Below are 25,339 nucleotides of genomic sequence, written 5' to 3' on the forward strand. Positions count from 1 at the left end.
AAGTCGGTGCGCGACCAGCTCCATGCCTGGGAACAGGCCGGCTACGGCCACCTGCCGGTGTGCATGGCCAAGACCCAGTACTCGTTCTCGACCGATCCCAACCTGCGCGGCGCGCCCACCGGCCATGTCGTGCCGGTGCGTGAGGTCCGCCTCGCCGCCGGCGCCGGCTTCATCGTCGCCATCTGCGGTGAGATCATGACCATGCCCGGCCTGCCCAAGGCACCGTCCTCGGAAAAGATCTTCCTCAACGAGGCAGGTCAGATCGAAGGCCTGTTCTGAGATAAATCTCTCTCCCAAGGCGCTCCTTTCCACCCCTCCTGTCCCCCAGGCCCGGAGCGCCCTTCAAGGCCTGGCACAATGTGCCGGGCCTTTTTTTTCGGTTCGCGCATGGGGGTGGCCTGGAATCTCCCGAGCCCGGACGGACCATGCCGGTTCGCGTCCGGTTCACGCTGAAGGCCTATTAAAAGTTGCCTATCAGTAAAAATTCTTGCACTTGGATATTGCTCTTCGGGCAAGTTTCGAGTCAATATGTCCCCAACAACGTCCGCCTCAAGGCCGGGTGACCGGAACAGGCGGGAGGAACTAACTGGAGGAGTACTACCAATGACAGCTTCATGGCGTTTTTCCACGCTGGCCGATCGCCACCGTGCCCTTGGTTCCAATCTCGAAGACTGGAGCGGCATGGGCACAGCCTGGTCGTACGACAAGGACGCGAACGAAGAATATGTCGCGATCCGCACCAAGGCCGGCCTGATGGACGTTTCGGGCCTCAAGAAGGTCCACATCACCGGCGCCCACGCCGGCCACGTCATTGACCTCTGCACCACCCGCAACGTCGAGAAGATCTATCCCGGCAAGTCGGTCTATGCCTGCATGCTCAACGACGCCGGCAAGTTCACTGACGACTGCGTCATCTACCGCATGGGCCCGAACTCCTGGATGGTCGTCCACGGCGCCGGCTCGGGCCACGAAGAACTGACCCGCGCCTCGATCGGCCGCGACGTGTCGGTCCGCTTCGACGACAACCTGCACGACCTTTCGCTGCAGGGCCCGCTCGCGGTCGACTACCTCGCCAAGCACGTTCCTGGCATCCGCGACCTCAACTATTTCCACCACATGCAGACCCAGCTGTTCGGCTTCCCGGTGATGATCTCGCGCACCGGCTACACCGGCGAGCGCGGCTACGAGATCTTCTGCCGCGGCCAGGACGCCGGCACGATCTGGGACACCATCGTTGCCGAAGGCAAGGAGATGGGCATCATCCCGACGCGTTTCACCACGCTCGACATGCTGCGCGTCGAGAGCTACCTTCTGTTCTACCCGTACGACAACTCGCAGAAGTACCCGTTCGCAAACGAGGGCCCTGGCGATACGTTGTGGGAGCTCGGCCTCGACTTCACCGTCAGCCCAGGCAAGACCGGCTTCCGCGGTGCCGAAGAGCATTATCGCCTGAAGGGCAAGGAGCGCTTCAAGATCTTCGGCGTGGTGCTCGACAGCGACAAGGCAGCTGACGAAGGCGCCGAGATCTGGCGCGATGGCAAGAAGGTCGGCGTCGTGACCTGTGCGATGTATTCGCCGCTGGTGAAGAAGTCGATGGGCATCGCCCGTCTCGACGTCGATTGCGCCATCGTCGGTACGCCGCTCGAGATCCGCAACGCCAGCGGGACGGTCAAGGCAACCGCCCAGTCGCTGCCGTTCGACGATCCGAAGAAGCTCAAGCGGACGGCAAAGGGCTGAGACCTTGGACAGTGCACCGGTGAAGACGATCCTTAGTCGCCCGGTCTACGGAACATTGTCACCGCAGGCCGGCAAGAGCCACCTTCTCATTGCGGACGCCGAAGGGGCGTCCGCGATCCTGGACCTGGCGAAGCAGGCTCCCGCGGACTTCTTCGCCAGTGCACACATCATGTTCATACCGGGCCGGACCGGAGACAGCTTCCAGCCGTCGCTGAAGGCGTTGAAGCCAGCCCAGTATTATGAAGGCCCATCGATCGCGGCGGCATTGCCGCGCCTGACATGGACACTCGCCAACGCCCATATGGGCCTGCGCGTCTATCTCGCCGGCACCGAAGGCCTGATCGGCCAGATGATGCAGGCGGCGATCGAAGCCGGGATCGACCCGGCCTCGATCCAGACCGAACATCGCGGCTCGTGGGCGCGCCGGGTGCAGTGCGTGCACTGCAAGGGCATTACCGAGAACGTCACCACCCAGCCGGTCACCTGCTCGCATTGCGGGCTGCTGCTGCTGGTGCGCGACCACTACTCCAAGCGCCATGCCGCCTTCCAGGGCGTCTGCATCAATGCCGAGGATCCGACCGAGATCCCTCAGACAGAGGAGATTTTCCGGTGAGCGCGGGAACAAACAAGCTTAACGTCACCGTGACCGAAGTGGTCGCGGTCAACGAACTGGTGAAGCGGTTCCACTTCGAGCGGACGGACGGCGGCAACCTGCCGACGTTCTCCGGCGGGGCCCATGTCGTCGTCGAAATGCGCGACAATGGCACGACCCGCCTCAACCCCTACTCGCTGATGAGCTCGCCGCTCAACACGCGCGACTACACCATCTCGGTGCGCCGCGACGACGTCGGCCGCGGCGGCTCGCTGTTCATGCACAACCGCGTCAAGCGCGGCATGGAAATGGTGATCAGCTACCCGGTGAACCTGTTTTCGCTGGACCTGCGGGCCAAGAAGCACCTGATGATCGCCGGCGGCATCGGCATCACGCCGTTCCTCGCCCAGACGGCGCAACTCGCGTCGACCGGAAGCAATTTCGAGCTGCACTACACCTGCCGCTCGGAAGCGCTAGGCAGCTACTCCGAGGTGCTGCGCGAACGCTACGGCAACCGCGTCAGCCTCTATCTCGACGAGCGCAACGAGCGGATTCCGCTCGAGCGACTGCTCGCCACCCAGCCGCTCGGCACCCATATCTATGTCTGCGGCCCCGCCGGCATGATCAAATGGGTGCGCGACATGGCGGCAACCCATGGCTGGCCGGACGATTCCGTGCACTACGAACATTTCGCAGCGCCCCAGCCGGGAACCCCGTTCGACGTCAAGCTGGCGGTGAGTGGCCTGGAAATCCGCGTCGGCGAGCAGCAGAGCCTGCTCGAAGCGATCGAGGCGGCGGGCGTCGATCCGCCCTATCTCTGCCGCGGCGGCGTCTGCGGCCAGTGCGAGACCAACGTCATTTCCTATGACGGCACATTCAAGCACAACGACCATTGGCTGAGCGATGAGGAGCACTGCTCAGGCAAGAAGATCATGCCATGCGTCTCGCGTTTCGAGGGCCGCTCGCTGGTCCTCGAACGGTAGCAGATCCCGGGGCGCACGGCGCTCTGGAAGAGGGAGGAATTGATGGGAATTAACTTCAGGAAAGAAACGTTCCGCGACGATTTTACCTTCAGGAACAGTCCGGAACAGGTCAAACGGTTTCCGTTTCCCTATCATGAAGACGCCTACATGTACTCGGTCAACATCGAGCCGCATGTCGCCGGGCCGAAGAACAGCGTGTTCGAACATCTGATCGATGTCGACGAGCACTACGTTTCCGAAATGCAGGACCGCGCCATGGTCCTGGCCGAGGATCCGCTGCGCTGCCAGTCGCTGCCGCACATGACGCTGGCCGGCTGGGACCTGCTCGAACTCCTGATGACCGAGATGGCCAAGGGCTATCCCGAGCACTTCGAGCTGACGCGCGACGGCGACCGCTGGCGCTGGATCAACCGGCCGCTCGGCATCGACGACACCTTCGCCTTCGGCGACGTCTCCACCCTGCCCTATGGGCCGATGGAATACATCACCCGCCAGAGCCAGGGCGACTTCGCCATCCTCGACCAGCGTGACGGCAACCTCTGGATGGATGCCGGCATGATCACCACCCAGGCCGACTGGTCACTCGATTTCGACATCGGCATGAACTTCTTCGAATGGCATGCGCCGGTGCCGCTGGCGCATGAAATGGGGGTCTTCACCCGTGCGCTGAAGTTCCTGACCAACATCCAGCAGGGCCAGCCGGCGCGGCGCCTGAACTGGACGATGACGATCAACCCGCGGCTCGATACCAGCCCGGAGAACTTCCACAAATGGGGCAGCGACCGGCTGTCGGTGACGCCGGAGAATGTCGGCCAGAAGGTGCATCTGCGCGTCGAGTTGCAGACCTTCTTCCGGTTGCCGCGCTCCAACGCGCTGGTCTTCCCGATCCGCTGCTACCTGCTCAAGATGGACGAACTGGTGAGCGTCGCCAAATGGGGCCGCCGCTTCCATCGCGTGCTGCGCGACCTGCCCGACGAACTCGCCGAGTACAAGGGCCTGACGCGCTACCGCCAGACCGTCGTCGAGTGGCTGTCGAAATATGACGACGGCGCCCCGACCTCGCCCGGCTTCGGCCCGGAGTAGGCTTCGGCCCGTAGCTTGAAATGCCAAACGCCGCGTGTCCCAGGGATGCGCGGCGTTTTTATCATGAAGGGATGCTGCTGTGCTTGGCCCGCCTTGCGGACAGACGACCCGCCGATCCACGACCGTTCACGTTCGGCAAGGGCCAGAAGGAGACTGGTGCAGCAGACGCACGAGCCGAAGTCCGCACGACCTCTCCCCTGTCAGGACATCTGCCCCGGGGAATAGACGCCAGGCAGGGGTCGAAGACCGAGGCTATTCGCTGCCGCTGCCCTGCGGGTAGGAGATGATCGAGAGATAGCGGATCGGCAATGTGGTCAGTTCTTCCGGGCCATGCGGCGCATCTGCATCGAAGAACAGGCTGTCGCCCGGCGTCATGCGGTAAAGGTTGTTGCCGTGGCGGTAAACGACCTCGCCTTCCAGCATGTAGAGGAACTCCATGCCCTCATGCTGGAACATGGGAAACACGTCGGAATCTTCCGACAAGGTGATCAGATAGGGCTCGACGACGACGCCCGCGGTATTGGAGCCGATGTGACCCAGGAGATTGTACTGGTGGCCGGCGCGGGTGCCGCGGCGTTCGACGTCGACCCCTTCGTTGGCCTTGACGAAGACGGCGTTGCGCTCCTCCTCGAAGCGGCGAAAGAAGGCGGTCAGCGGCACACCGAGAGCGCGCGACAGCGACTGCAAGGTGGTCAGCGACGGCGAGGTGATGCCGTTCTCGATCTTCGACAGCATGCCGAGCGAAATGTTGGTCATCGCAGCGAGGTCGGCAACCGTGATGCCGAGCTTCTTGCGGAAGGCACGAACCTCGTGGCCGAGGGCCACCTCCAGAACCTTCTCCGGGGTATCGCGGACCGCGTGCGGATCCTGAAGCAGTGGCGTCGGGCGCGCCTTCGCGGAGACCGCAGCCGAAATGTTCTTGCCCTCGGCGACAGCGACGGCTGACATGCGGTCTTCTTTCACCCTAAAAATCCCCTGCCATGGCAACTCTTGAAATCAGCTTTTCACTAGTGGTAAAATTATTTTCCAACGAGATCAAGTGCCGCTGATCAAAATGACGACAATTGCCTGCAATCTGCTGAATTTCCGACGGGAAATGCAGCAGGAAAGGCACCGAACGTGCGGAATGGCGATTTTTTTGGCGTTGCGGCTCAGCCGCGCATCAATGCCTGAAACTCGGCGGGCGGCAGCAAGGCGCCGTGATGGGCGATGACGGTCGCGGCGACCCTTGCGGCAAATTCGGCGGCAAGGCGGGGATCGTCGGTTTCGAGATATTTCGCCAGGAAGGCGCCGTTGAAGCTGTCGCCGGCGCCCGTGGTGTCGACGACCTTTTGCGCGCGTGCGGCGGCGACGAAGGATTGCGCCCCGCCGAAGTCCAGGGTGATGCCTTCGGCACCGTCCTTGACCACAAGGTTCTCGGCACCGAGCGCACGATAGCGGGCGATGGTCGCGGCGATCGAGGCGTCGCCGAAATGCGTCGCCTCGTCCTCGAAGCTCGGCATGACGATGGTGGCAGCGGCCGCACCCGCCGAAATCGTCCGGCGCATGGTCTCGGCGTCATCCCACAGCCGCGGGCGGATGTTGGGGTCGAAGGCAACCAGCTTGCCGCCGGCCTTGGCGCGCCCGATCTCCGACAGCAGCGTTTCGACGGCATCGGGCGACAGGATCGCCAGCGTGATGCCGGAGAACAAAATCACGTCCGAAGCGTCGATCGCCGCCCGCAGGGCAGCAGGATCGTCAGCGAGCAGGCGCGCGGCCGATGCCGAGCGCCAATAGGAGAAGCTGCGCTCGCCGTCCTTGAGATGGATCATGTAGAGGCCGGGCGAGCGCTCGGGCACGCGCCTGACGAAGCCAGTGCCGACCCCTGTGCCCTCGACGAAGGCCAAAAGCTCATCCGAGATCGTATCGGTGCCGACGGCGGTGAAATAGTCGACCGGCCGCTCGCCTGGCAGGAAGGCGCGCATGTAATAGGCGGTGTTGAAGGTGTCGCCGGCAAACCCCTTGCGCAGCAGACCGCCCTCGGCCTGCCTGAGTTCGACCATGCATTCCCCGATCAAGAGAGCGCGCTGCGACATGCGGTGAGCCTATCCAGGATGAGTTCAGGTCAGGGTCGGGTGCGTCAACCCCGGCCCGCGGCACGGACGGTGCCATGGCCATCCTCGTCAGCCGTGTGCCCGAGACGGCTCGACAGGTCAACTGCCGCGTCCTGCAGGCTCTTGAGATAGCTGGCGTGGTTCTTCAGCCCGTCCTCGCGCGGTGCCACCAGGCACAGCGTCGCCACGCAGACGCGATCTGCCTGATAGACCGGCACGGCGAAGCAGTGGGTGAACGTCTCGACGGCGCTGTCGAAGGTGTAGTAGCCGACGCGGGAAGCCTCGCGCACCTCGGCGATGAAGACGGCCGGGTCGAGCCACTGGCCACTGGGCAGGCGGAAATCGTCCTTCGGGATGAAGTCGAGGATGTCCTGGTCGCTCATATGCGCAACCAGCAGGCGGCCGGACGCCGTCCACGGGATCGCCACCGGGTCGCCGACATTGGACGAGATGCGGAAGGGCCGCGAGCCCTCCTTCATCTGGGCGACGGTGTACTTGTTGCCTTCGAGCAGGCACATCTGCGCGGTTTCGCGCGTCTCCTCGGCGATGTGGGTCAGAAGCTTGTCGCACTCGCGCATCAGGTCGAACTGCTCGGCATAGGCCATGCCGAGAAAATAGAGCTTGCGGCCGAGGAAGACCCGGCCGTCCTCGCCGCGGTATTCCAGAACGCCCTGGCGCATCAGCAGGTTGACCAGTTCGTAGACCGAGGAGCGCGGCGCGCCGATGCCCGACGCGATCTCGTTTGGACGCAGCGGCGTGCGCTTGAGACGCAGGAAATTCAGGATCTCGAAGGCGCGGTCGAGGCCGCGCGCCCGCCTGTTGGTCATGTCGTCCGTAACGTCGTCCATGTGCCGCCTCCCCGGCTCAACGCCGAGCAAAAACCTCGTGAAGTCACGGCGCCTTGTAGGCGACGCAGTCGATTTCGACCTTGCAATCGACCATCATACTCGACTGGACGCAAGCGCGGGCCGGCGGGTTGGCGCCGAAATACTCGGCATAGACGCCGTTGAACGACCAGAAGTCGCGGGGGTCGTCGAGCCAGACGCCGACGCGCACGACGTGCTCCAGGCCATAGCCGGCTTCTTCGAGGATGGCGATCAGGTTTTCCATGGTCTTGCGGGTCTCGGCGATGACGCCGCCACCGACGATCTCGCCATTTTCCATGGCGACCTGGCCGGACACGTAGAGCCAGCCATTGGCCTCGACGGCACGGGCGAAGGGCAGCGCCTGCTTGCCTGCCCCGGTCTGGCCGGTGCCGTAGCGCTTGATCGTCATGTTCATTCTCCGAATGCTCAGTTGAAGGTTGAGGTCTTGAGGAACTCCGCCAGCCGCTCGGTCTGCGGCTTCAGGAACATCTCGCGCGGGTTGCCCTCTTCGCCGATGCGGCCCTGGTTCATGAAGATGACGCGCGAGGAGACTTCGTAGGCAAAACGCATCTCGTGGGTGACGAGCAGCATGCTCATGCCGTCGCGGGCGAGATCCTTGATGACCTGCAGCACCTCGTTGACCAGCTCCGGATCGAGCGCCGAGGTGACCTCGTCGAACAGCATCAGCTTGGGATTCATGGCAATCGCCCGGGCGATGGCCACGCGCTGCTGCTGGCCGCCGGAGAGCTGGCCCGGGAAACGGTCGCGGCGCTCGGCAAGGCCGACGCGGTCGAGCCACTTCTCGGCAACGCTGCGGGCTTCGTCGCGGCGCATTCCCTTGACCTTGACCAGGCCAAGCATGACGTTCTCCGCAGCGCTCATGTGCGGGAACAGGTTGAACTGCTGGAAGGCCATGCCGGTCATCGCGCGCTGGCGGGCGATTTCCTTTTCCTTCTTGCGGCGGCGCGTGCCGCCTGTCGTTTCATAGCCGATCTCTTCGCCGTCGATGCGGATCGAACCGCCCTGAAACTCCTCCAGCATGTTGATGCAGCGGAGCATCGTCGTCTTGCCGGAGCCGGACGAGCCAATGATCGAGATGACATCGCCCTGGGCCATCGTGCAGTCGACGCCCTTGAGCACTTCGACATCGCCGTAGCGCTTGTGCAGGCCGCGGATTTCGAGAAGGTTGCCGGTCATGGGGGCGACCTCAAGATGGAATGGAGGTTTTGCGTTCGACGTAGCGGCCGAAACGCTCGATGCCGTAGTTGACGGCGAAATAGAGGAAGCCCGCGAAGAAATAGAATTCGAGGCTCATGAAAGTGCGCGAGATCAGTTCCTGCGTCCGAAGCAGAAGCTCGGCGACGCCGATGATCGACAGCAGCGTCGAGGCCTTGACCATCTCGGCTGCGGTGTTGACCCAGGCCGGCAGCACCTGGCGCAGCGCCTGCGGGCCGAGCACATAGGCGAAGGTCTGCGGGAAGGTCAGGCCGATTGCCTTGGCAGCCTCGGTCTGGCCCTTGGGGATCGACTGCAGCGCGCCGCGCACGATCTCGCCGACATGCGACGAGCAGAACACGGCAAGCGCGAGCACGCCGGCCTGGAACGGCCCGAGGTCGATGCCGACCGTGCCGAGCACGTAGTAACTCGCCAGAACCAGCACCAGCACAGGCGTGCCGCGGATGAAATCGGTGTAGCCGCGCACCAGCCAGCGCAGCGGCCTGGCGCCATAGGTCAGCGCGAGGCCGACGCCGATACCGAGGACCGTGCCGACGAGGATCGCCAGGACCGAGATGGAGACGGTGACGCCGATGCCCTTGAGGATCGGGATGCGGGCCAGCCACAGCGTTTCGAAGAATGTCACGAGTTCCATGGCGATCACCGGGGAATGGACATGCGCCGCTCGAGCCGGCGCAGCAGGGCTGCGAGCACCGAGCAGGTGGCGACATAGAGACAGCTGGCGACGATCCACGTCTCGATGACGCGGAAGGTCTCGACGTTGATCTTGCGCGCTTCGAAGGTCAGCTCCGGCACGGCGATGGCCGCAGCCAGCGAGGTGTCCTTGAACAGCGAGATCAGCGTGCTCGACAGCGACGGCAGCACGTTGCGCAGCATCAGCGGCATGACGATGGAATTGCGAATCTGCGCCTGCGTCAGGCCGATGGCCAGCCCGGCTTCCTTCAAGCCGTTGGGCACGGCGAGCAGGCCGCCGCGGAAGACCTCGGCAAGATAGGCCCCCGAATAGAGCGCGAGCGTCGCGACGAAGCTCTCGATCTTGCCCAGACGGATGCCTAGCTGAGGCAAGGCGAAAAAGGTGAACAGCACCAGCACGAGGATCGGCGTGTTGCGGATGATGGTGACGTAGATGCGCGCGGGATGGCGCAGCATGCCACGCTTCGACAACAGGCCGAAGGCGGTGACCAGGCCGAGCACGCAGCCGATGGCGATCGCCACGAAGGCGAGCCCCAGGCTGAGCGCCAGGCCCATGAGCAGCTGGTCGAAGCTGCGCCAGACCGCCGAGAAATTGAGGGTGTAACCCATGGTGCCGTCAGGTTCCGATCAAAGGGAGTGGCGCGGCCGGCAATAAGGCCGCGCCATCATCGAGCTTACTTGTACTCGACCGGGAAGCCGATCTGCGGCGGAGCAATCTCCTTGCCGAACCAGGTCTTGTAGGAATTGGCGTAGAAGTCGAACTCGACGCCGGTCATCGCCTCGTGCAGCGCGGTGTTGACGAAGTTCAGCCAGTCCTGGTCGCCGCGCTTGACGCCGCAGGCATAGGTCTGCGGGTTCCAGCCATAGCCGGCATCCTTGTAGCGGTCCGGGTTCTGCTTCATGTACCAGGCAAGCGACGACTGGTCGGTGGCAACCGCATCCGAACGGCCCGATTCCAGCGCCTGGTATATCAGGTCGACGGATTCGTACTGGTCGACCTTGGCCTCGGGCAGTGCCGCATGCACCATGGCCTCGGCATAGACGTTCTGCAGCACCGACACCGTCACGCCCGAGCCAGCAGCCTTCAGGGCTGCAAAGTCGGCATGCTTGCTGTCGGCCTTGAGCATCAGGCCCACGCCTTCGCGGTAGTAAGGAATGGTGAAGGCGATCTGCTGGGCACGCTCGCCGGTCACCGTCATGAACTGGCAGGTCAGGTCGACCTTGTCGGTGGTGATGTTGGGGATGCGCGCATCCGACGACTGGTTGACGTATTCGATCTTGTCCGGATCGCCGAACAGCGCCTTGGCGACGATGCGGCCCATGTCGACGTCGAAGCCCTGGAGCTTGTCGTCGGCGCTCTTGAAGTGCCACGGCGCATTGGTGCTGCCGGTGCCCATGACCAGGTGGCCACGCGCCAGAACCTCATCGAGCCTGCTTTTTTCCTGCGCGCCTGCAGGCATTGCGGTCATCAGCGCGGCGACGGCTGCTGCCGCCAAGAGATAAGCTTTCATCTCACCAATCCTCCCGGAAAGAATGTCTCTAAACAATGTCCATTATTGTGGACATATGTCCTGAATAATGGATTGACGTATAAAGCGGTACGCGGCATTGTTTGTCAAGCGCTTCGGAGGCAAGGTCCCCGGCGCTTGTGATTGGAGGCTGTGCAAGACATGTTCGACGAGATCCAGACACCCGCCGTGTTGGTGGACATCGATGTGGCGAAGCGCAACATCGAGCGCTTCCAGGCCTATGCCGACAGCCACGGGCTGAAGGTCCGCCCGCACATCAAGACGCACAAGCTGCCGGCGATTGCCGAGATGCAGCTCGACGCCGGCGCAGTCGGCATCACCTGCCAGAAGATTTCGGAAGCCGAGGCCATGGTCGCCGGCAGCGACCGGCTCAACGATGTGCTGATCACCTACAACATACTGGGTGACGACAAGCTGCATGCGCTCGTGGCGCTCGCCCGCAAGGTCAGGCTCGCCGTGGTCGCCGACAATGCGACCGTCGTCGACGGGCTGGCTGGCGCCTTCGCATCGGCCGGTGCCACGCTGAATGTGTTCGTCGAATGCAACACCGGCGCCGACCGCTGCGGCGTCGGCTCCCCGCAGGAAGCGGCCGAACTGGCGGCCCGCATCGACGCCGCCCCGGGCCTCACCTTCGCCGGGCTGATGACCTATCCGCCCGTCGGCGGCGCCGCCAGAGTGCAGGCCTTCATGACCGAGGCCAAGGCGCTGATCGAGGCCAAGGGGATCGCGGTTCCCACCATCACCTCGGGCGGTTCGCCAGACATGATGCTGGCCCATCTCGTGCCCGCGACGACCGAGTTCCGCCCCGGCACCTATGTCTACAACGATCGCTCGCTGGTGACGCGCGGCGTCTGTGGCTGGGACGATTGCGCGCTGACGGTGCTCGCCACCGTCGTCTCGGTGCCCGCGCCCAACCGCGCCATCATCGATGCCGGCTCAAAGGCGCTGACCTCCGACCTGCTCGGCCTCACCGGGCACGGCCATGTGCTCGGCTATCCCAACATCTCCATCGACCAGTTGTCGGAAGAACACGGCCGCCTGCGCAGCGAAGGCGACATCGGCCTCACTGTCGGCCAGCGTGTTCGCGTCGTGCCCAACCACGCCTGCGTCGTCACCAACATGGTCGACGGCGTGTACGTCTACAGCAAGGACAAGGCACCGGAGCTCTGGCCAGTGCCGGCGCGCGGCAAGATCATCTGATCCGCGCCACCCCGTGAAAAAGGCCTCCCGGTCATCGCGCCGGGAGGCCTTTCCGTTTCAGGCCAAGTGGGTCAGCGAACGACCAGCACCGGCACCTTGCTGTTGGTCAGCACTTCGATCGTCTGGCTGCCGAGGATCAGGCGTCCGATGCCGCGGCGGCCGTGCGAGGCCATGACGATCAGGTCGCAGCCACGATCGTGGGCAATCTGGTTGATCGCCTCGGCCGCCCACATCTCCTCGACACGTATCGTCTCGGCGTTGACGCCCAGCTTCCCGGCATCGGCCCTGGCGGCCTTCAGGACCTTGGCGCCATATTCCTCGCCGGCCTTCTGGTAGGACACGATGTCCTCGGCGGTCGCCACCGGGCCGTACATGCCTGCGGAGGCGAAGATCGGCGCCGGCTCGGTGACATTCATGATTGTCACCTTCGCACCGATGCCCTTGGCCAGGCTCAGGCCGTGGTCGAGCCCCTTCTGCGCCAGTTCCGAGCCATCGGTGGCGATGAGGATGTGGGTGTACATGGAAATCTCTCCTTGGCCCGACTGCATCTGGGGCTCGACTGACTCTTCGCACCAGCCTTTCCGACCGACGCGCCGGGGTCAAGGCAAAGGCCCGGAGATCGACTGGCACAGCGCATGGCGCAGCACAAAGTCCTTGACCGTTATATTCCAACAAACATAACAATGCGCCCGAACGCTATATTTATATGAATATATCCAGAGACCGTGACCACAGCTGAGACCTACAGCATGAAACGCCGTAACCTTTTGATTTCACTCCTGGCCGCTGCCACCGCCCTTGTCGGCTGCGCCTCATTCGCCTCTGCCGAAGAGCGCATCTTCACCGACGCCGCCGGCCGCAAGGTGGCGCTGCCTGAGAAGATCAGCCGCGTTATGGCTGCCGGCCCGCCCGCCTCGGTGCTGCTCTATTCGGTCGCGCCCGAGCGCATGGTCGGCTGGGTGCGCGAGTTCAAGGATGACGAGAAGGCATTCATCGCAGCCCCCTATCGCGACCTGCCCGTCCACGGCCGCCTGACCGGCAAGGGCGACACCGCCAACATGGAAGCCGTGCTGGCGATGAAGCCCGACATCATCCTCGATGTCGGCACGGTGAACCCGACCTATGCCTCGCTCGCCGACAAGGTGCAGGAGCAGACCGGCATCCCTTACGTGCTGATCGACGGCACCTTCGCCAACACGCCGAAGTCTCTGCGCGAGATCGGCGAACTGCTGGGTGAAAAGGAACAGGCGGAAAAGCTCGCCGCATACACCGAGGCCGCGATGCAGCGGCTCGACAAGGTCGTGTCGGAAGTGCCGGCCGACCAGCGTCCACGCGTCTATTACGGCCGTGGCCCCGAGGGGCTTGAGACCGGCCTCGCCGGTTCGATCAACATGGAGGTGCTGTCCGCTGTCGGCGCCAGCAACGTTGCGGACGCCGCCGGCAAGGGCTCGCTCGCCAATGTCTCGCTCGAACAGATCCTGTCGTGGAACCCCGACGTCATCCTGACGCTCAGCCCGAAGTTCCAGAAGTCGGCTCTGTCCGACCCGTCATGGGCCGGCATCAAGGCGGTGAAGGATGGTCGTGTTTTCCGCGCGCCCGCTTTACCCTTCGGCTGGTTCGACGCGCCTCCCGGCGTCAACCGCGCCATCGGCGTGTCCTGGCTCACCTCGGCACTCTACCCCGGCAAGGCCGAGATCGACCTGAAGGCCGAGACCCGCGACTTCTACAAGCTGTTTTATCATGTCGATCTCACCGACGAACAACTCGCCAAGCTGCTTGCCGACACCGGCCCGAAGCCCTGAGTTTCGGACGGAGGCCGATCGCTTGCAGCGTCACCATATTGCCCAGCGCGCCGGGCCGATCGCCCTCGGTGTGCTGGCGGTGCTGCTCGTCGCCGCCATCCTCCTGGCGATCCTGACCGGCAAATATCCGGTGACGCCGTCTGATATCCTCGCCGTGATCGCGGCCAGGATCACGGGCAGCGCAAGCGGCGTCGCCCCGACAATCGAGACCGTGATCTGGAACGTGCGCCTGCCGCGCGTCGGCGCCGGGATCCTGGTCGGCGCCTCGCTGGCGGCGGCAGGCGCGGTCTATCAGGGCCTGTTCCGCAATCCGCTTGTCTCGCCCGACATCCTCGGCGTCTCGGCCGGTGCCAGCTTCGGCGCCGTCGTCGGCATCTTCCTGTCGCTGTCGGTGCTCGCCATCCAGGGTCTCGCCTTCGCCGGCGGGCTGGCGGCGGTAGCACTCGTCTATGCCATCGGGTCGATCGTTCGCGAGCGCGACCCGATTCTCGTGCTGGTGCTGGCGGGCGTCGCCATAGGCGCCCTGCTCGGCGCCTGCGTGTCGCTGCTCAAGGTGCTCGCCGACCCCTACAACCAGTTGCCGGCCATCACCTTCTGGCTGCTCGGCAGCCTCGCCAGCATCAACCGCGCCGACCTTTGGTCGATCCTTCCGGCCGTGATCGTAGCGCTGGTGCCCATGGTGCTGCTGCGCTGGCGCATGAACCTGATGACGCTCGACGACGAGGAAGCGCGCGCGCTCGGCGTCGAGACCCGTGGCATCCGCGTCGTCATCGTCGCAGCCGCAACGCTGATGACCGCCGCCGCAGTATCGATCTCGGGCATCGTCGGCTGGATCGGCCTGCTCGTGCCCCATGTCGCGCGCATGTTCGTCGGCCCCGATTTCTCGCGCCTGCTGCCCGCCTCGATGCTGATCGGCGCCGCCTATATGGTCGGCGTCGACACCCTTGCCCGCAGCATCGCCGCGATCGAGGTGCCGCTCGGCATCCTGACGGCGGCCATAGGTGCTCCGTTTTTCCTCTATCTGCTCCTGACGACCCGGCGAGGCAATGATGCTTCAGGCAACCAACCTCGCATTCGGCTATGGCCGCATCAAAGTCGGCCAGGGCGTCACGCTGTCGGTTGACCATGGCGAGGTGCTGTGCCTGCTCGGCCCCAATGGCTGCGGCAAGACCACCCTGTTCAAGACCCTGCTCGGCCTGCTGCCGCGCCAGGGCGGACGTCTGGAGCTCAACGGCAAGGACATCGCGGACTTCTCCCGGTCACAGTTCGCGCGCCACGTAGCCTATGTGCCGCAGGCGACAGGCGCCTATTTCCCGTTTTCGGTGTTCGACGTGGTCCTGATGGGCCGCGCCAGCCGTATCGACACCTTCGCCTCGCCGACGATGGCCGACCGGGCGATCACGCAGGAAGCGCTCGCCGCACTCGGCATCGGCCATCTCGCCACCCGCCCCTTCACCGACATCTCCGGCGGCGAGAAGCAGATGACGCTGATTGCGCGTGCGCTCGCCCAGGAGCCCGAATTGATCGTCATGGACGAGCCGACGGCCAGTCTCGATTTCGGCAACCAGGCGCGCGTGCTGAGCCGCATCTCCAGCTTCGCCGCCTCCGGCATGGCCGTGGTCATCTCCACCCACGACCCCAGCCACGCCTTCGCCTGCGCCAGCCGCGTCGCGCTGATGCAGGCCGGCGCGCTCGTCGCGATCGGCAGACCGGCCGACGTGCTGACGCCGCAATCGCTGCAAGCCCTCTATGGCGTCGAGGTTGCAGTGGCCTATCTCGACCAGGCCGGACGCCATGTCTGCACGCCAACCCTCAACGAAAGGAACACACCATGAAGCTTAGTGCCCGCAACCAGATCAAGGGAAAGATCGTCGAGGTGACCAAGGGCGCGACCACCTCGCATGTCCGCATCGACATCGGCGGCGCGGTCATCACCGCCTCGATCACCAATGAGGCGGTCGACGAACTGAAGCTCGCCGTGGGCAAGGACGCCCATGCGATCATCAAGGCATCCGACGTCATGGTCGGGGTCGACTGAGCGTGGTCCGAGAAAACGAGATCCGCGACGGCGAAAGCGCCGTCGCGCTACCGGCCCAGCACGACGCCGGGGTCTATTTCATCGGCCGAATCCGCACGCCGTGGGACTCGCGCCTTTTGACCCCGCGCCAGGGCCGCGCCGACGGCCCGGTCTGTCACATCGAGATTTTCGAGCCATGGGTGGCGGCGCTCGAAGGCATCACACAGTTCGCCCGGCTCGAAGTGCTGTACTGGCTGCATCTGTCGCGGCGCGACCTGGTGTGCCAGAGCCCCGCCAATGACGGCACCGCGCGCGGCACCTTCTCGCTGCGCTCGCCCGTCCGCCCCAATCCGATCGGCACCCAGATCGTCGAGTTGGTCAGCGCCGAGGGCAACGTTCTCTCGGTTCGCGGCATGGACTGCCTCGACGGCACGCCGCTGATCGACATCAAGCCCGACCGCACCCTGTTCACCCCTATAGCCCCGCCGCAGCCTGGCGATTTCCAGACCGGCTAGTTCCTGCATATCTCGGTCGCCAGGCCGTCCGCGCTGCGCTTGGCCTCTGCGCCGACGGTGTAGGTGGCGCATTCGAGCGTGTCGGCCATCTTGGCACCACCCAGGTCGAACGTCATCGGCCGTGCCCCATCAGGGAAGACCTGGCGCTCAAGTATCCAAGTCAGTTGGCTGCGGACGATGGCAGGGTCCATGTCGGGCGAACGCCTGATCACCGCATCGACGCCGAGTTGGGGATTGTCAAGGCAATCATGCCAGGCCTGGCGGGTGATCGCCTGCAGCTTGCCGGCGAGGCCCGGCTCCTGTTCCAGCACAGAATTGAGTGCCACCAGCGCGCCCGAATAAGTGTCGAGCCCGTTATCGGCGAAATAGAGGAAATCGAGGCCACTCGCATCGTGGCCGCGCATCTGCATGGCAAACTTCAGCGTCGCGTCAAAACAGGTCGCCGCCAGCACAGAGCGGGACGCCACCAGCCGGTCGCGTTCCTCGGGCTGGACGCCAAGATAGGTGTAGCTGTCGGGGGCAAAGCCGTTGCGCTTGAGCAGCAGGGGCAGCAGCCGCGCCGAGGTGTCGCCATTCGGGCCGCACAAGGTGCTTCCCGGGACATCGGCCAGCGTCAGGCACTTGCCGTCGGAGATGTAGCCGAGACAGCAGGGCGTGTGCTCGTAGATCGGCACGAGACAGGAAATCTCGGTCTCGCCGGTGCGCAGCGCGCGCTCGAACACCGAGGATACATCACCGAATCCAATATCTGCCTCACCGCCCGCCAGGGCGCGCGTCACCAGCGACGAGCTGAAGCCCTCGACGAAGGTGCAGGAGAGGCCGTGATCGCCGAAGTAGCCGGCGTCAACGGCATGCAAGAACGGCGAATTCTGCCCTTGAAACAGGTAGTTAAGCTTGAACCTCAGTTCCATTCCACAAAACCTCGAACTTTCGGAACGGCCGTTCTTGAGAATTATTTTCTCCAGAAACTATTGTATCCAAAGCGGTTGCCGTCCTTGGTGGCTTTAGCAATTTGCGATATAACCCAAACATTCAGTTTTCAAGCAGCCCATTCAAGGAGTGATCATGGGAATTGTGCGGACAGCCCTGCTGGGCCTCATTGCGGTCTTCGGCGTGAGCGCGGCAAGCGCGCAGGACTACAAGGCCGCCCTCGTGACAGCCGACACCATCACGGTCGGCACGTCCGGTTCGGCCCCGCCCTTCAGCATGACCAACGCCGCGGGCGAGCTCGAAGGCTTCGACATCGACGTCGTCAACCTCGTCGCCAAGCAGCTCGGCCTCACCGCCAAATTCGAGAAGCTCGACTTCGCCGGCCTTTTGCCGGGCCTCACCGCAGGCCGCTTCGACCTGATCGCCTCGGGCGTCACCCGCACGCCGGAGCGCCTGGCGTCGAAGGACTTCTTCCTGCTGTCGCCCTATATCGTCAATGGCGCTGCCGTCACGCGCCGCGAGGCCGACGCCGACATCGCCAGCTGGAAGGATGTCTGCGGCAAGACCATGGGTGCTGTGCGCGGCGGTGCCTTCCAGAAGGTCGCCAAGGAAAAGCTGCCGGCCGACTGCGTCACCAAGAGCCGCGAATATCCCGGTGCGACGGAACTGTTCCTCGACCTGGAGAACCGCCGCATCGACTTCGCCGCGCACGACTTCCTCGGGCCGAAATATCTCGCCAAGTCGGGCAAGCTGACCGGCACCGTTACCCTCGACGACCTGCTCTCGACCGTCACCCAGAGCGTCGCCGTCAGCAACAAGAACAAGCCGCTGGCCGACGCCATCGACGCCCAGTTCGAGACCTGGCGCAAGGACGGCACGCTGAAGGGCCTCGCCGACAAGTGGTTCGGCGCGTCGATCGACTGGTCGAAGGCGCAATAACCAGCGTTCCTGGAGGGGCGGCCGGACATGGAAATCGCATTTGCCTGGCTGCCGCGGCTGTTGGTTGCGGCGGCCCTTACGATTGGGCTGTCGGCGGTGGTCTTCACCCTGTCGGCAGTCTTTGGCCTGCTGCTGTCGCTCATCCATTACGGCCGCGAAAAGTCCTGGCTCCGGGGCGGCATCGAGGCGTTCAGCGCCTTCTTCCGCTCGGTGCCGGAACTCGTCGTGCTGTTCCTGTTCTTCTTCGGCGGGCCGCAGGTCGGCATCGATTTCGGACCCATCGGCTCGACCATCATCGCCTTCACGCTGGTCGGCATCGCCTTCGACTACCAGGTGTTCAAGGGCGCGCTGAAGGCGATCGCCTTCGGCCAATATGAAGCCGGCCTTGCGCTCGGCCTGCCGAAACGGATCGTATTCCTGCGCGTGCTGGTGCCGCAGGTGCTGCCCCTGGCGCGCAAGGGCTGGATCACCTACGCCATCGGCACGGTCAAGCGCATGTCGATCGCTTCCGCCGTGTCGGTCAGCGAAATCCTCTACGTCACCAAGCAGGGCATCGCCGCCACCAACGCGCCTTTCACCTTCCTGACGCTCGCCGTCGGCCTCTACATCCTGATCGTCACGCCACTGCTCGTCTTCAACGAGCGCAAGCCGAAACAGGCGGTGGCGCGATGAACGTCCTTTTCGATCCTGCCTACCAGCAGATGCTGCTCGACGGGCTGGTGATGACGCTGCTCATCTCGGTGATCGTCATCATCGTGTCGAACGTGCTTGCGCTGCCGCTGGCCAGCTACATGCAACGGCCGAATGGCGTGTTTCGCCGCGCCATCATCGGCTACAGCTTCTTTGCCCGCGCAGCGCCCGTGCTCGCACTGCTGTTTGCGCTCTATTACGGCCTGCCCCGCCTCGGCATCTATCTCGAGCCAGTGCCGTCTGCGCTGATCGGCCTGATCTTCGCCTCGACAGCCTACAATCTCGAATTCCTGCGCTCCGGTTTCGAAAGCATCCCCACCGGCCAATTCGACGCCGCCAAGGCGCTCGGCCTCAGGCCGGTCGCCACCTACTGGAAGGTGATGATCCCGCAGGCCTACAGGTTGGCCGCGCCGTCGCTGTTTTCCAACGCCATCCAGATGGTCAAGGGCAGCTCGCTCGCCAGCCTCGTCGCCATCGACGAGCTGACGGCGGCATCGACCGTCATTATCTCCGAGACCTACAAGGCGATCGAGGTACTGCTGGTGGTGTCGGTGTTCTACCTGCTGATCGCAGCGGTGATCCTCGCCCTGCAATATCTCTACGAATCCCGCCAGCGCGTAAGCCGGCGCTGAGGGCGGTTTCAGAGAATGCGCTTGCCGAAGGCGGACATCACGAAGTTGACCGCTTCGGTGGCGACACGCGGCTCGACATCCGGGCCGAGGCCCGACACATCCATCGACAGCATGCCACCGGAGAGCGCTATCGCCTCCATCGCCTGGTGCGTCTCGCGCACGGTCATGCCGCCCGATCCGCCGCTCCATCCGGCGATTTCGGTTGCCGACGGCGAATAGCTGACGTGGAAGCCGGTCGTCCCGGCGGAAGCGATGCGGATCGCCTCGCGCATCACCTCGCGCATGCCCGAGCCGTCGATCTCGGCCATGGTGAAGGCCGTCACCCGCGAATCCTTGAGGATGCGCACCTCGGCGGGGTCGGCCTCGCGCAGGCCGACGAGCACGACATTCTCCGGTGAAAGCTGCGGCTGCAGCGCCCCGGGCTTGTGATCGAGGCCGAGCGCGCGGGCCAGCACCGAGCTTTCCGGCGCTTCGTCACCTTCTTCACCTTCGGGCATCAGGGCCGCGATGGAATCGATCCAGATCAGCCCCAGGGAATGCGTCGCCTCGGCGGCAGCCTCCAGCGCCCTCGACACCATATGCCTGTCGGCGCCGGCGTGCAGCCTGACGAGACCCGCCGGCGGGTGCTTGGCGTCGGCGATCTCGACGACATCGAACTGCATCTGCTCGAGCCGTGCCCCGGCCGAGTGCCTGGCCAGCACCGGCCCGGCCGCACCTTCGGCAATGAACGAGACCATGCGCCGGCCGGTGAAATCGGCGATGTCGTGCATCGGTGCCTTCTCGACATATTCCGAGGTCATCGCGGTCAGCAACGCACCGTAGTTCATGTGGAAGCTGACGCGGTCGCCGACGGAGAGCTGCGGCTCGGCGTCGGTGATGTCGAGCACCAGATGGTCGCTCGAGGCGCCAAGCACGCGCACGCCGGGATGGATCGGCACCAGCCCCTCGATCATCGTGTCCTCGCGTCCGATATTGGCGATTCCGCGCAGCCTATCGCCCTCGTCGACGAAGACCGGCTGGTTGCCGAAGGCGTCGTAGCCGGATTGGCCGATCGGCAGGGACGGCTTGACCTTGACCTCGATCAGGTCGCCGGTGAGCCTGAAAGCATTGAACTCCAGCTCCCGCCACGGCTCGTCGCGGAAGGTCTCGTAACCTCCCTGCAGGATTGCCTCGCCGATGCGCAGGTTGTTGATGCCGGCCGGCATCCTGCCTTCGAGCAGGAGCGGCAGCGACGACGAGTTGCCGCCCGACACCCAATCGAGGCTGATGCCGGCCAGCCGCTCGACCTTGTAGGCATGGGCGACGAGTTGGCTCAGATTCTCCTCTGTCGGCATGATGGCGCCGAAGCAGGTCAGGTTGGTACCGAGGCCGGCGATGCGCACGCCGGGCAGTTCGAGCACGCGCTCGACGGTCGGCAAAAGGTCGTTCGGCCAGATGCCTTCGCGCAGGTCGCCGAGATCGACCATCAGCATGATGTCGTGGACGCGGCCGACGCGCTGGGCGATGCGCGAGATCTCGCGGATGATCTCCAGCTCCGACTGCAGGCTGATGTCGACCGTGCGCACCACCTCCTCGACACGCGAGATCGGCGGGCTGCGCAGCAGCATGATCGGGCAGCCGATGCCGCTTTCGCGCAGCCGGCGGATGTTCTCGAAACGCGATTCGGCGAGCCCCGACACACCGCCGCGCAGCATGGCGCGCGCCACCTGCGGCATGCCGCAGCTGCCCTTGGTGACGCCGAACACCTTGATGCCGGATTGCGCGCTGCGCTCCACGACGGCGCGGGCGTTGCGCTCGATACGACCGAGATCGATGGCGACTTGCGGTCCCGACATGGCAGCACCCTAGCCCTTGTAGACCAGCCCCTGCGGATCGATTTCCGGCTTGCGGCCGGCAACGAGGTCGGCAAGGAACTTGCCGGAACCGCAGGCCATCGTCCAGCCGACATGGCCGTGGCCGGTGTCGAGATAGAGCCCCTTGTAGCGGGCGGGACCGATGACCGGCACCGAGCCCGGCATCATCGGCCGCAGGCCGGACCAGACCTCGGCCTTGGCCGGGTCGAAGGCGCCCCGGAACAGCTCCTGGCCGGTCTCGAATAGACGCTTGAAATCCGACGGCTTGTGGCTGCGGTCGAAGCCGGTGAACTCGGCCGTCGAGGCCAGACGCAGACGGTCGCCGAGGCGCGAATAGGCGACCATGCGGTCTTCGTCGACGCCGCCCATGGTCGGGCCTTTCGACGGGTCGTCCATGGCGACGGTCGCGGTATAACCCTTGACCGGATAGACCGGCAGGTCGATGCCGTTGCGCCGGCCGAGCAGGCCGCTCTCCGGTCCCATGGCGATGACCACGGCGTCGGCATCGAGCCGCCCGGCCGAGGTCTTCACGCCGGTGACGCGGTCGCCTTCGACGATCAGGTCCTCGACCGTGGTGTCGAACATGAACCTTGCGCCCAGCTTCTGCTCGGCATGGGCGGCGAGCGCCTCGACGAACATGCGGGAATCGCCGGTCTGGTCCATCGGCGAATAGACAGCGCCGGCGATGTTGTTCCTGGCGGCGGCAAGCCCGGGTTCGAGGTCGGCCATTCGGTTGCGGTCGACGATTTCGATGTCGAGGCCGTTGTCGGCGAGGAAGCCGTACATCCTGGCGCCGTGGTCCAGGCTTTCTTGCGAGCGGAAGAAATACATGATGCCGCGCGAACGCGCGTCGTAGCCTATGCCGGTCTCGGCCGAGATCTCGTTGATGCAGAGCCTGGAATAAAGCGCCAGCCTGAGCTTGGCCTTGGTGTTCTCGCGCACCCGTGCATTGGTGCACTGGAACAGGAAGCGGAAGCTCCAGGCATAGAGATACGGATCGAGCCCGAGCCTGACCTTGATGCCGAGATCGGGCGTGTAGAGCGACTTGATGAACATCTTCAGCGCCGCGGGCGAGGCCCAGGCGGTTGCGTCGCCGGGAGAAACGAGGCCGGCATTGGAGTAGCTGGTGCCGCGCGCCGCAGCCGAATGGCGCTCGACGACAATGACGTCATGGCCATCGCGGGACAGATAGAAGGCGGCCGCAGTTCCCACCACGCCCGCCCCGAGAACGAGGATCTTCATGTCGCACCCTGGTCGACATCAGGCTCTGTCGGGAACCCTTTACCGTCGGGAGCCTGGCTCCTCCTGGCCATCTTTTAGCGCCTGTCGCAGCGAATTTCGAGAGAGCGGCGCCGAAATCCACCACTTGGGGCTACTTAGGGGTTGATCAGGCTCCGGCGGAGTTCTTGCGCGACAGCTGCCGCTCCCATTCGAGCGCATCGCGGACGATCGCATCGAGATCGTCGCGCTGCGGGCTCCAGCCGAGTTCGCCGCGCGCCAGGTCGGAATTGGCAACCACCGAGGCGGCGTCTCCGGGGCGGCGCGGCCCCATCTGCACCGCGAAATCCGCGCCATGGACGCGACGCACGCTGTCGATGACCTCGAGCACCGAATAGCCGTGGCCGTAGCCGCAATTGGCGACGAGATTGCCGCCGCCGGCGCGCAGGCGGGCGAGCGCCAGGCGATGCGCGGCGGCAAGGTCGGAAACATGGATGTAGTCGCGCACGCAGGTGCCGTCAGGTGTCGCATAATCTTCGCCGAAGACCTGCATCGAGGCGCGCTTGCCGAGCGCGGTCTCGCAGGCGACCTTGATCAGGTGGGTGGCGCCCTTGGTCGACTGGCCGGTGCGGCCCTTGGGATCGGCGCCGGCGACGTTGAAGTAGCGCAGCGCCGTATAGCGCAGCGGGTGCGCGGCAGCGGCGTCGCGCAGCATCCATTCGCTCATCAGCTTGGACAGGCCATAGGGCGATTCCGGTGCGAGCCGAGCGTCTTCGACCACCGGTTCCATGCCGGCGGCGCCGTAGACCGCGGCGGTCGAGGAAAAGATGAAATGCTTCACCCCCTCGCGCACCGCCGTCTCGATCAGGCTGCGGGTCTTGCAGGTGTTGTTCTCGTAGTAGCCGAGAGGGTCGGCGACCGACTCCGGCACGACGATGGAGCCGGCGAAATGAATGATGGCGTCGATACCGTGCTTGCGGATCAACTGGCCGAGCAATTCCTTGTCGGCGACGTCGCCCCTGACCAGCGTCGCTTCCGGCGCCACCGCCCATTCGAAGCCTGTCGACAGCCTGTCGAGCACGACCACCTGCTCGCCCGCGTCGAGCAGCTCCCACACCATGTGGCTGCCGATGTAGCCCGCACCACCCGTTACAAGAACCGCCATTCTCAACTCTCCCCGCCATTTGCCGCCTCACCTGTCTAGCGCAAAACAACGCCACAAGGCGAGGTGCAGCGTGACCGGCCATTCCGTCGCAGCGCTATTTGATCCACATCAAGGGACTTTTCCGCGTTCTGTGGTCGTTTGAGGGTGTCGAGGGCGTGGCATTTTGACCAAAAACGGTCGATGGACGCCGAAGCAGCCGTTGATTATGCTCACGGCGGAAGAATTGGGACGTCCAGATGAACTACCAGCGGTTTTTCGAAGAAGCGATCGACCAAATCCACGCCGAGCGCCGTTATCGCGTGTTTGCGGACCTGGAGCGCATCGTCGGCAAGTTCCCGCGCGCCATCTGGAGAGCCAACGGCAAGGCCCAGGAAATCACCGTCTGGTGCTCGAACGACTATCTCGGCATGGGCCAGCATCCCGACGTGGTGTCGGCAATGCAGAAGGCGGCGGGCAACATGGGCACCGGCGCCGGCGGCACCCGCAACATCTCCGGCAACAACCATCCGCTGGTCGAACTCGAGAACGAACTCGCCGACCTGCACGGCAAGGAAGCCGGCCTGGTCTTCACCTCGGGCTTCGTCTCCAACGAGGCGGCGATCTCGACCATCGCGCGGCTTTTACCGAATTGCCTGATCCTGTCGGACGAACTCAACCACGCCTCGATGATCGAGGGCGTGCGCCGCTCCGGCGCCGAAAAGAAGATCTTCCGCCACAACGACGTCGCCCATCTCGAAAGCCTGCTGCAGGCGGCCGGCCGCGAGCGCGCCAAGCTGATCGTGTTTGAGAGCGTCTACTCGATGGACGGCGACATCGCGCCGATCGAGGCGATTGCCGACCTCGCCGAGAAGTACAACGCCATGACCTATATCGACGAGGTCCATGCGGTCGGCATGTACGGTCCGCGCGGCGGCGGCATCACCGAGCGCGAGGGCCTGGCGCATCGCATCGACATCATCGAGGGCACGCTGGCCAAGGCATTCGGCACGCTGGGCGGCTACATCACCGGCACGCGTGCCGTCGTCGACGCCGTCCGCTCCTACGCGCCGGGCTTCATCTTCACCACCGCGCTGCCGCCGGCGATCGCCGCCGCGACCACCGCGTCGATCCGCCATCTCAAGAACTCGCAAGCCGAGCGCGACGCCCAGCAGCGCCAGGCGACCCACGCCAAGCAGGTTTTGGCCGACGCCGGATTGCCGGTGATGGAGTCGCCCACGCACATCGTGCCGATCCTCGTAGGCGATCCAGAGCTCTGCAAGATGGCCTCGGACCGCCTCCTCGGCGTCCACGGCATCTATATCCAGCCGATCAATTACCCGACCGTGCCACGCGGCACCGAGCGCCTGCGCATCACGCCGACGCCGTTCCACACCGACGAACTGATCGCCGAACTCAAGGTTGCGCTGGTCGAAACCTGGAATGCGCTCGGCATCCCCTATCGCGGTGCTGGCCACACCGAAGTGGCGCAGAGCGAGCGCATCATCCCGCTGCTGGTGCCCAAGTCCGGCGGCTGAGGCAAAGACGCATCCTAACAAAAAAAGGCCCGAAACCATGCCGGTTCCGGGC

The 25,339-nt window shown here is 64.5% G+C and carries 28 protein-coding genes; 15 read left to right on the plus strand and 13 right to left on the minus strand.

Features of this window, described 5'->3' with window-relative positions; genetic code table 11:
• The 5 genes from ASC75_RS04545 to ASC75_RS04565 form a co-directional block, all read left to right on the plus strand.
• On the plus strand, positions 1-279 hold a 279-nt coding region (locus ASC75_RS04545; protein WP_055970977.1), incomplete at its 5' end, for a formate--tetrahydrofolate ligase.
• A 324-nt stretch (positions 280-603) separates the two neighbouring features.
• The gene (locus tag ASC75_RS04550; protein WP_055970980.1) at positions 604-1,737 is read left to right on the plus strand and encodes an aminomethyltransferase family protein; all 1,134 of its coding nucleotides are present in this window, start codon (positions 604-606) and stop codon (positions 1,735-1,737) included.
• 19 nt (positions 1,738-1,756) lie between these two features.
• Entirely contained in the window at positions 1,757-2,350 is a 594-nt protein-coding gene (locus tag ASC75_RS04555; protein WP_055970982.1) for a dimethylamine monooxygenase subunit DmmA family protein, read from the plus strand.
• Positions 2,347-3,312 carry a PDR/VanB family oxidoreductase gene (locus ASC75_RS04560; RefSeq protein WP_055970984.1) on the plus strand — a complete coding sequence of 322 codons (966 nt, stop codon included), beginning with the start codon at positions 2,347-2,349 and terminating at the stop codon, positions 3,310-3,312. Before ASC75_RS04555 ends, ASC75_RS04560 begins: the two co-directional genes overlap by 4 nt.
• A gap of 42 nt (positions 3,313-3,354) precedes the next feature.
• Positions 3,355-4,395, plus strand: coding sequence for a DUF3445 domain-containing protein (locus ASC75_RS04565; protein WP_055970986.1), 1,041 nt, complete (start codon positions 3,355-3,357; stop codon positions 4,393-4,395).
• A gap of 252 nt (positions 4,396-4,647) precedes the next feature.
• Here ASC75_RS04565 and ASC75_RS04570 read toward each other — a convergent pair whose 3' ends face one another.
• From ASC75_RS04570 to ASC75_RS04605, 8 genes are all read right to left on the minus strand, one after another.
• Positions 4,648-5,343, minus strand: coding sequence for a helix-turn-helix domain-containing protein (locus ASC75_RS04570; RefSeq protein ID WP_055970988.1), 696 nt, complete (start codon positions 5,341-5,343; stop codon positions 4,648-4,650).
• A gap of 203 nt (positions 5,344-5,546) precedes the next feature.
• On the minus strand, positions 5,547-6,470 hold the full coding sequence (locus tag ASC75_RS04575; RefSeq protein ID WP_055970990.1) for a sugar kinase: 924 nt from the start codon (positions 6,468-6,470) through the stop codon (positions 5,547-5,549).
• Positions 6,471-6,514: 44 nt separating this feature from the next.
• A complete protein-coding gene (locus ASC75_RS04580) occupies positions 6,515-7,336 on the minus strand; it encodes an IclR family transcriptional regulator (RefSeq protein WP_055970991.1) in 822 nt (273 codons plus the stop codon).
• A gap of 43 nt (positions 7,337-7,379) precedes the next feature.
• Positions 7,380-7,763: a RidA family protein gene (locus ASC75_RS04585; RefSeq protein WP_055971638.1), complete on the minus strand. Its 384-nt coding sequence runs from the start codon at positions 7,761-7,763 to the stop codon at positions 7,380-7,382.
• Between the two features lie 17 nt (positions 7,764-7,780).
• Complete coding sequence (locus ASC75_RS04590) at positions 7,781-8,551, minus strand: amino acid ABC transporter ATP-binding protein (protein WP_055970992.1); 771 nt, start codon at positions 8,549-8,551, stop codon at positions 7,781-7,783.
• Between the two features lie 10 nt (positions 8,552-8,561).
• Positions 8,562-9,224 carry an amino acid ABC transporter permease gene (locus ASC75_RS04595; protein ID WP_055971640.1) on the minus strand — a complete coding sequence of 221 codons (663 nt, stop codon included), beginning with the start codon at positions 9,222-9,224 and terminating at the stop codon, positions 8,562-8,564.
• A gap of 5 nt (positions 9,225-9,229) precedes the next feature.
• Positions 9,230-9,892 carry an amino acid ABC transporter permease gene (locus ASC75_RS04600; protein WP_055970993.1) on the minus strand — a complete coding sequence of 221 codons (663 nt, stop codon included), beginning with the start codon at positions 9,890-9,892 and terminating at the stop codon, positions 9,230-9,232.
• A gap of 65 nt (positions 9,893-9,957) precedes the next feature.
• Positions 9,958-10,794, minus strand: coding sequence for a transporter substrate-binding domain-containing protein (locus ASC75_RS04605; protein WP_055970995.1), 837 nt, complete (start codon positions 10,792-10,794; stop codon positions 9,958-9,960).
• Between the two features lie 159 nt (positions 10,795-10,953).
• Between ASC75_RS04605 and ASC75_RS04610 the strand changes: the two genes are divergently transcribed.
• Positions 10,954-12,012, plus strand: a complete 1,059-nt coding sequence (locus tag ASC75_RS04610; protein ID WP_055970997.1) for a D-TA family PLP-dependent enzyme — start codon at positions 10,954-10,956, stop codon at positions 12,010-12,012.
• Between the two features lie 71 nt (positions 12,013-12,083).
• Here the strand turns inward: ASC75_RS04610 and ASC75_RS04615 are convergent, their stop codons facing one another.
• The gene (locus ASC75_RS04615; RefSeq protein WP_055970999.1) at positions 12,084-12,533 is read right to left on the minus strand and encodes a universal stress protein; all 450 of its coding nucleotides are present in this window, start codon (positions 12,531-12,533) and stop codon (positions 12,084-12,086) included.
• 228 nt (positions 12,534-12,761) lie between these two features.
• Between ASC75_RS04615 and ASC75_RS04620 the strand changes: the two genes are divergently transcribed.
• From ASC75_RS04620 to tsaA, 5 genes are read left to right on the plus strand one after another with little or no spacing between them, the layout of a single operon-like run.
• Positions 12,762-13,814, plus strand: a complete 1,053-nt coding sequence (locus ASC75_RS04620; RefSeq protein ID WP_055971001.1) for an iron ABC transporter substrate-binding protein — start codon at positions 12,762-12,764, stop codon at positions 13,812-13,814.
• Between the two features lie 22 nt (positions 13,815-13,836).
• Positions 13,837-14,937 (plus strand): iron ABC transporter permease, encoded by a 1,101-nt coding sequence (locus tag ASC75_RS04625; protein ID WP_244487755.1) that lies wholly within the window; start codon positions 13,837-13,839, stop codon positions 14,935-14,937.
• Positions 14,861-15,649, plus strand: coding sequence for an ABC transporter ATP-binding protein (locus tag ASC75_RS04630; RefSeq protein WP_055971003.1), 789 nt, complete (start codon positions 14,861-14,863; stop codon positions 15,647-15,649). Before ASC75_RS04625 ends, ASC75_RS04630 begins: the two co-directional genes overlap by 77 nt.
• Positions 15,646-15,852, plus strand: coding sequence for a molybdopterin-binding protein (locus ASC75_RS04635; protein WP_055971005.1), 207 nt, complete (start codon positions 15,646-15,648; stop codon positions 15,850-15,852). Before ASC75_RS04630 ends, ASC75_RS04635 begins: the two co-directional genes overlap by 4 nt.
• A 2-nt stretch (positions 15,853-15,854) precedes the next feature.
• Positions 15,855-16,346 (plus strand): tRNA (N6-threonylcarbamoyladenosine(37)-N6)-methyltransferase TrmO, encoded by a 492-nt coding sequence (gene tsaA / locus ASC75_RS04640; RefSeq protein WP_055971007.1) that lies wholly within the window; start codon positions 15,855-15,857, stop codon positions 16,344-16,346.
• Here the strand turns inward: tsaA and ASC75_RS04645 are convergent.
• The gene (locus ASC75_RS04645) at positions 16,343-17,257 is read right to left on the minus strand and encodes an ABC transporter substrate-binding protein (RefSeq protein WP_055971009.1); all 915 of its coding nucleotides are present in this window, start codon (positions 17,255-17,257) and stop codon (positions 16,343-16,345) included. The two genes, tsaA and ASC75_RS04645, sit on opposite strands and share 4 nt — an antisense overlap.
• Before the next feature lie 154 nt (positions 17,258-17,411).
• Here ASC75_RS04645 and ASC75_RS04650 point away from each other — a divergent pair, with 154 nt between their 5' ends.
• Genes ASC75_RS04650 through ASC75_RS04660 form a run of 3 tightly spaced genes read left to right on the plus strand, consistent with a single transcriptional unit; the run spans position 17,412 to position 19,537 of the window.
• Positions 17,412-18,215, plus strand: a complete 804-nt coding sequence (locus tag ASC75_RS04650; RefSeq protein ID WP_055971011.1) for a transporter substrate-binding domain-containing protein — start codon at positions 17,412-17,414, stop codon at positions 18,213-18,215.
• 27 nt (positions 18,216-18,242) lie between these two features.
• Positions 18,243-18,887 (plus strand): ABC transporter permease subunit, encoded by a 645-nt coding sequence (locus ASC75_RS04655; protein WP_055971013.1) that lies wholly within the window; start codon positions 18,243-18,245, stop codon positions 18,885-18,887.
• Positions 18,884-19,537, plus strand: a complete 654-nt coding sequence (locus ASC75_RS04660) for an amino acid ABC transporter permease (RefSeq protein WP_055971015.1) — start codon at positions 18,884-18,886, stop codon at positions 19,535-19,537. The genes ASC75_RS04655 and ASC75_RS04660 overlap by 4 nt, the downstream gene beginning before the upstream one ends.
• Positions 19,538-19,545: 8 nt before the next feature.
• On the opposite strand, the gene ASC75_RS04665 is transcribed toward ASC75_RS04660, so the two are convergent.
• From ASC75_RS04665 to galE, 3 genes are all read right to left on the minus strand, one after another.
• Positions 19,546-21,372, minus strand: coding sequence for an alanine racemase (locus ASC75_RS04665; protein WP_055971017.1), 1,827 nt, complete (start codon positions 21,370-21,372; stop codon positions 19,546-19,548).
• A gap of 9 nt (positions 21,373-21,381) precedes the next feature.
• On the minus strand, positions 21,382-22,632 hold the full coding sequence (locus ASC75_RS04670; protein WP_055971019.1) for a D-amino acid dehydrogenase: 1,251 nt from the start codon (positions 22,630-22,632) through the stop codon (positions 21,382-21,384).
• A 145-nt stretch (positions 22,633-22,777) separates the two neighbouring features.
• Positions 22,778-23,773, minus strand: coding sequence for a UDP-glucose 4-epimerase GalE (gene galE / locus ASC75_RS04675; RefSeq protein WP_055971021.1), 996 nt, complete (start codon positions 23,771-23,773; stop codon positions 22,778-22,780).
• Between the two features lie 236 nt (positions 23,774-24,009).
• On the opposite strand from galE, the gene hemA reads away from it, so the two are divergent.
• A complete protein-coding gene (hemA, locus tag ASC75_RS04680) occupies positions 24,010-25,287 on the plus strand; it encodes a 5-aminolevulinate synthase (RefSeq protein WP_055971023.1) in 1,278 nt (425 codons plus the stop codon).
• The last annotated feature ends 52 nt before the right edge of the window (positions 25,288-25,339 follow it).

The organism is Aminobacter sp. DSM 101952, assembly GCF_001424795.1.
GTDB classification, from domain to species: Bacteria; Pseudomonadota; Alphaproteobacteria; order Rhizobiales; family Rhizobiaceae; genus Aminobacter; species Aminobacter aganoensis.

Bases quoted from the DNA above. Each gene is read 5' to 3' on its own strand.
- galE (WP_055971021.1), bottom strand. From the start codon at position 23,773: ATGGCGGTTCTTGTAACGGGTGGTGCGGGCTACATCGGCAGCCACATG.
- ASC75_RS04630 (WP_055971003.1), top strand. From the start codon at position 14,861: ATGATGCTTCAGGCAACCAACCTCGCATTCGGCTATGGCCGCATCAAA.
- ASC75_RS04575 (WP_055970990.1), bottom strand. From the start codon at position 6,470: ATGTCGCAGCGCGCTCTCTTGATCGGGGAATGCATGGTCGAACTCAGG.
- ASC75_RS04580 (WP_055970991.1), bottom strand. From the start codon at position 7,336: ATGGACGACGTTACGGACGACATGACCAACAGGCGGGCGCGCGGCCTC.
- ASC75_RS04550 (WP_055970980.1), top strand. From the start codon at position 604: ATGACAGCTTCATGGCGTTTTTCCACGCTGGCCGATCGCCACCGTGCC.
- ASC75_RS04570 (WP_055970988.1), bottom strand. From the start codon at position 5,343: ATGTCAGCCGTCGCTGTCGCCGAGGGCAAGAACATTTCGGCTGCGGTC.
- ASC75_RS04595 (WP_055971640.1), bottom strand. From the start codon at position 9,224: ATGGAACTCGTGACATTCTTCGAAACGCTGTGGCTGGCCCGCATCCCG.
- ASC75_RS04600 (WP_055970993.1), bottom strand. From the start codon at position 9,892: ATGGGTTACACCCTCAATTTCTCGGCGGTCTGGCGCAGCTTCGACCAG.
- ASC75_RS04635 (WP_055971005.1), top strand. From the start codon at position 15,646: ATGAAGCTTAGTGCCCGCAACCAGATCAAGGGAAAGATCGTCGAGGTG.
- ASC75_RS04670 (WP_055971019.1), bottom strand. From the start codon at position 22,632: ATGAAGATCCTCGTTCTCGGGGCGGGCGTGGTGGGAACTGCGGCCGCC.
- ASC75_RS04620 (WP_055971001.1), top strand. From the start codon at position 12,762: ATGAAACGCCGTAACCTTTTGATTTCACTCCTGGCCGCTGCCACCGCC.
- ASC75_RS04610 (WP_055970997.1), top strand. From the start codon at position 10,954: ATGTTCGACGAGATCCAGACACCCGCCGTGTTGGTGGACATCGATGTG.
- ASC75_RS04605 (WP_055970995.1), bottom strand. From the start codon at position 10,794: ATGAAAGCTTATCTCTTGGCGGCAGCAGCCGTCGCCGCGCTGATGACC.
- ASC75_RS04565 (WP_055970986.1), top strand. From the start codon at position 3,355: ATGGGAATTAACTTCAGGAAAGAAACGTTCCGCGACGATTTTACCTTC.
- ASC75_RS04655 (WP_055971013.1), top strand. From the start codon at position 18,243: ATGGAAATCGCATTTGCCTGGCTGCCGCGGCTGTTGGTTGCGGCGGCC.
- ASC75_RS04660 (WP_055971015.1), top strand. From the start codon at position 18,884: ATGAACGTCCTTTTCGATCCTGCCTACCAGCAGATGCTGCTCGACGGG.
- ASC75_RS04650 (WP_055971011.1), top strand. From the start codon at position 17,412: ATGGGAATTGTGCGGACAGCCCTGCTGGGCCTCATTGCGGTCTTCGGC.
- ASC75_RS04615 (WP_055970999.1), bottom strand. From the start codon at position 12,533: ATGTACACCCACATCCTCATCGCCACCGATGGCTCGGAACTGGCGCAG.
- hemA (WP_055971023.1), top strand. From the start codon at position 24,010: ATGAACTACCAGCGGTTTTTCGAAGAAGCGATCGACCAAATCCACGCC.
- ASC75_RS04585 (WP_055971638.1), bottom strand. From the start codon at position 7,763: ATGACGATCAAGCGCTACGGCACCGGCCAGACCGGGGCAGGCAAGCAG.
- ASC75_RS04645 (WP_055971009.1), bottom strand. From the start codon at position 17,257: ATGGAACTGAGGTTCAAGCTTAACTACCTGTTTCAAGGGCAGAATTCG.
- ASC75_RS04590 (WP_055970992.1), bottom strand. From the start codon at position 8,551: ATGACCGGCAACCTTCTCGAAATCCGCGGCCTGCACAAGCGCTACGGC.
- ASC75_RS04665 (WP_055971017.1), bottom strand. From the start codon at position 21,372: ATGTCGGGACCGCAAGTCGCCATCGATCTCGGTCGTATCGAGCGCAAC.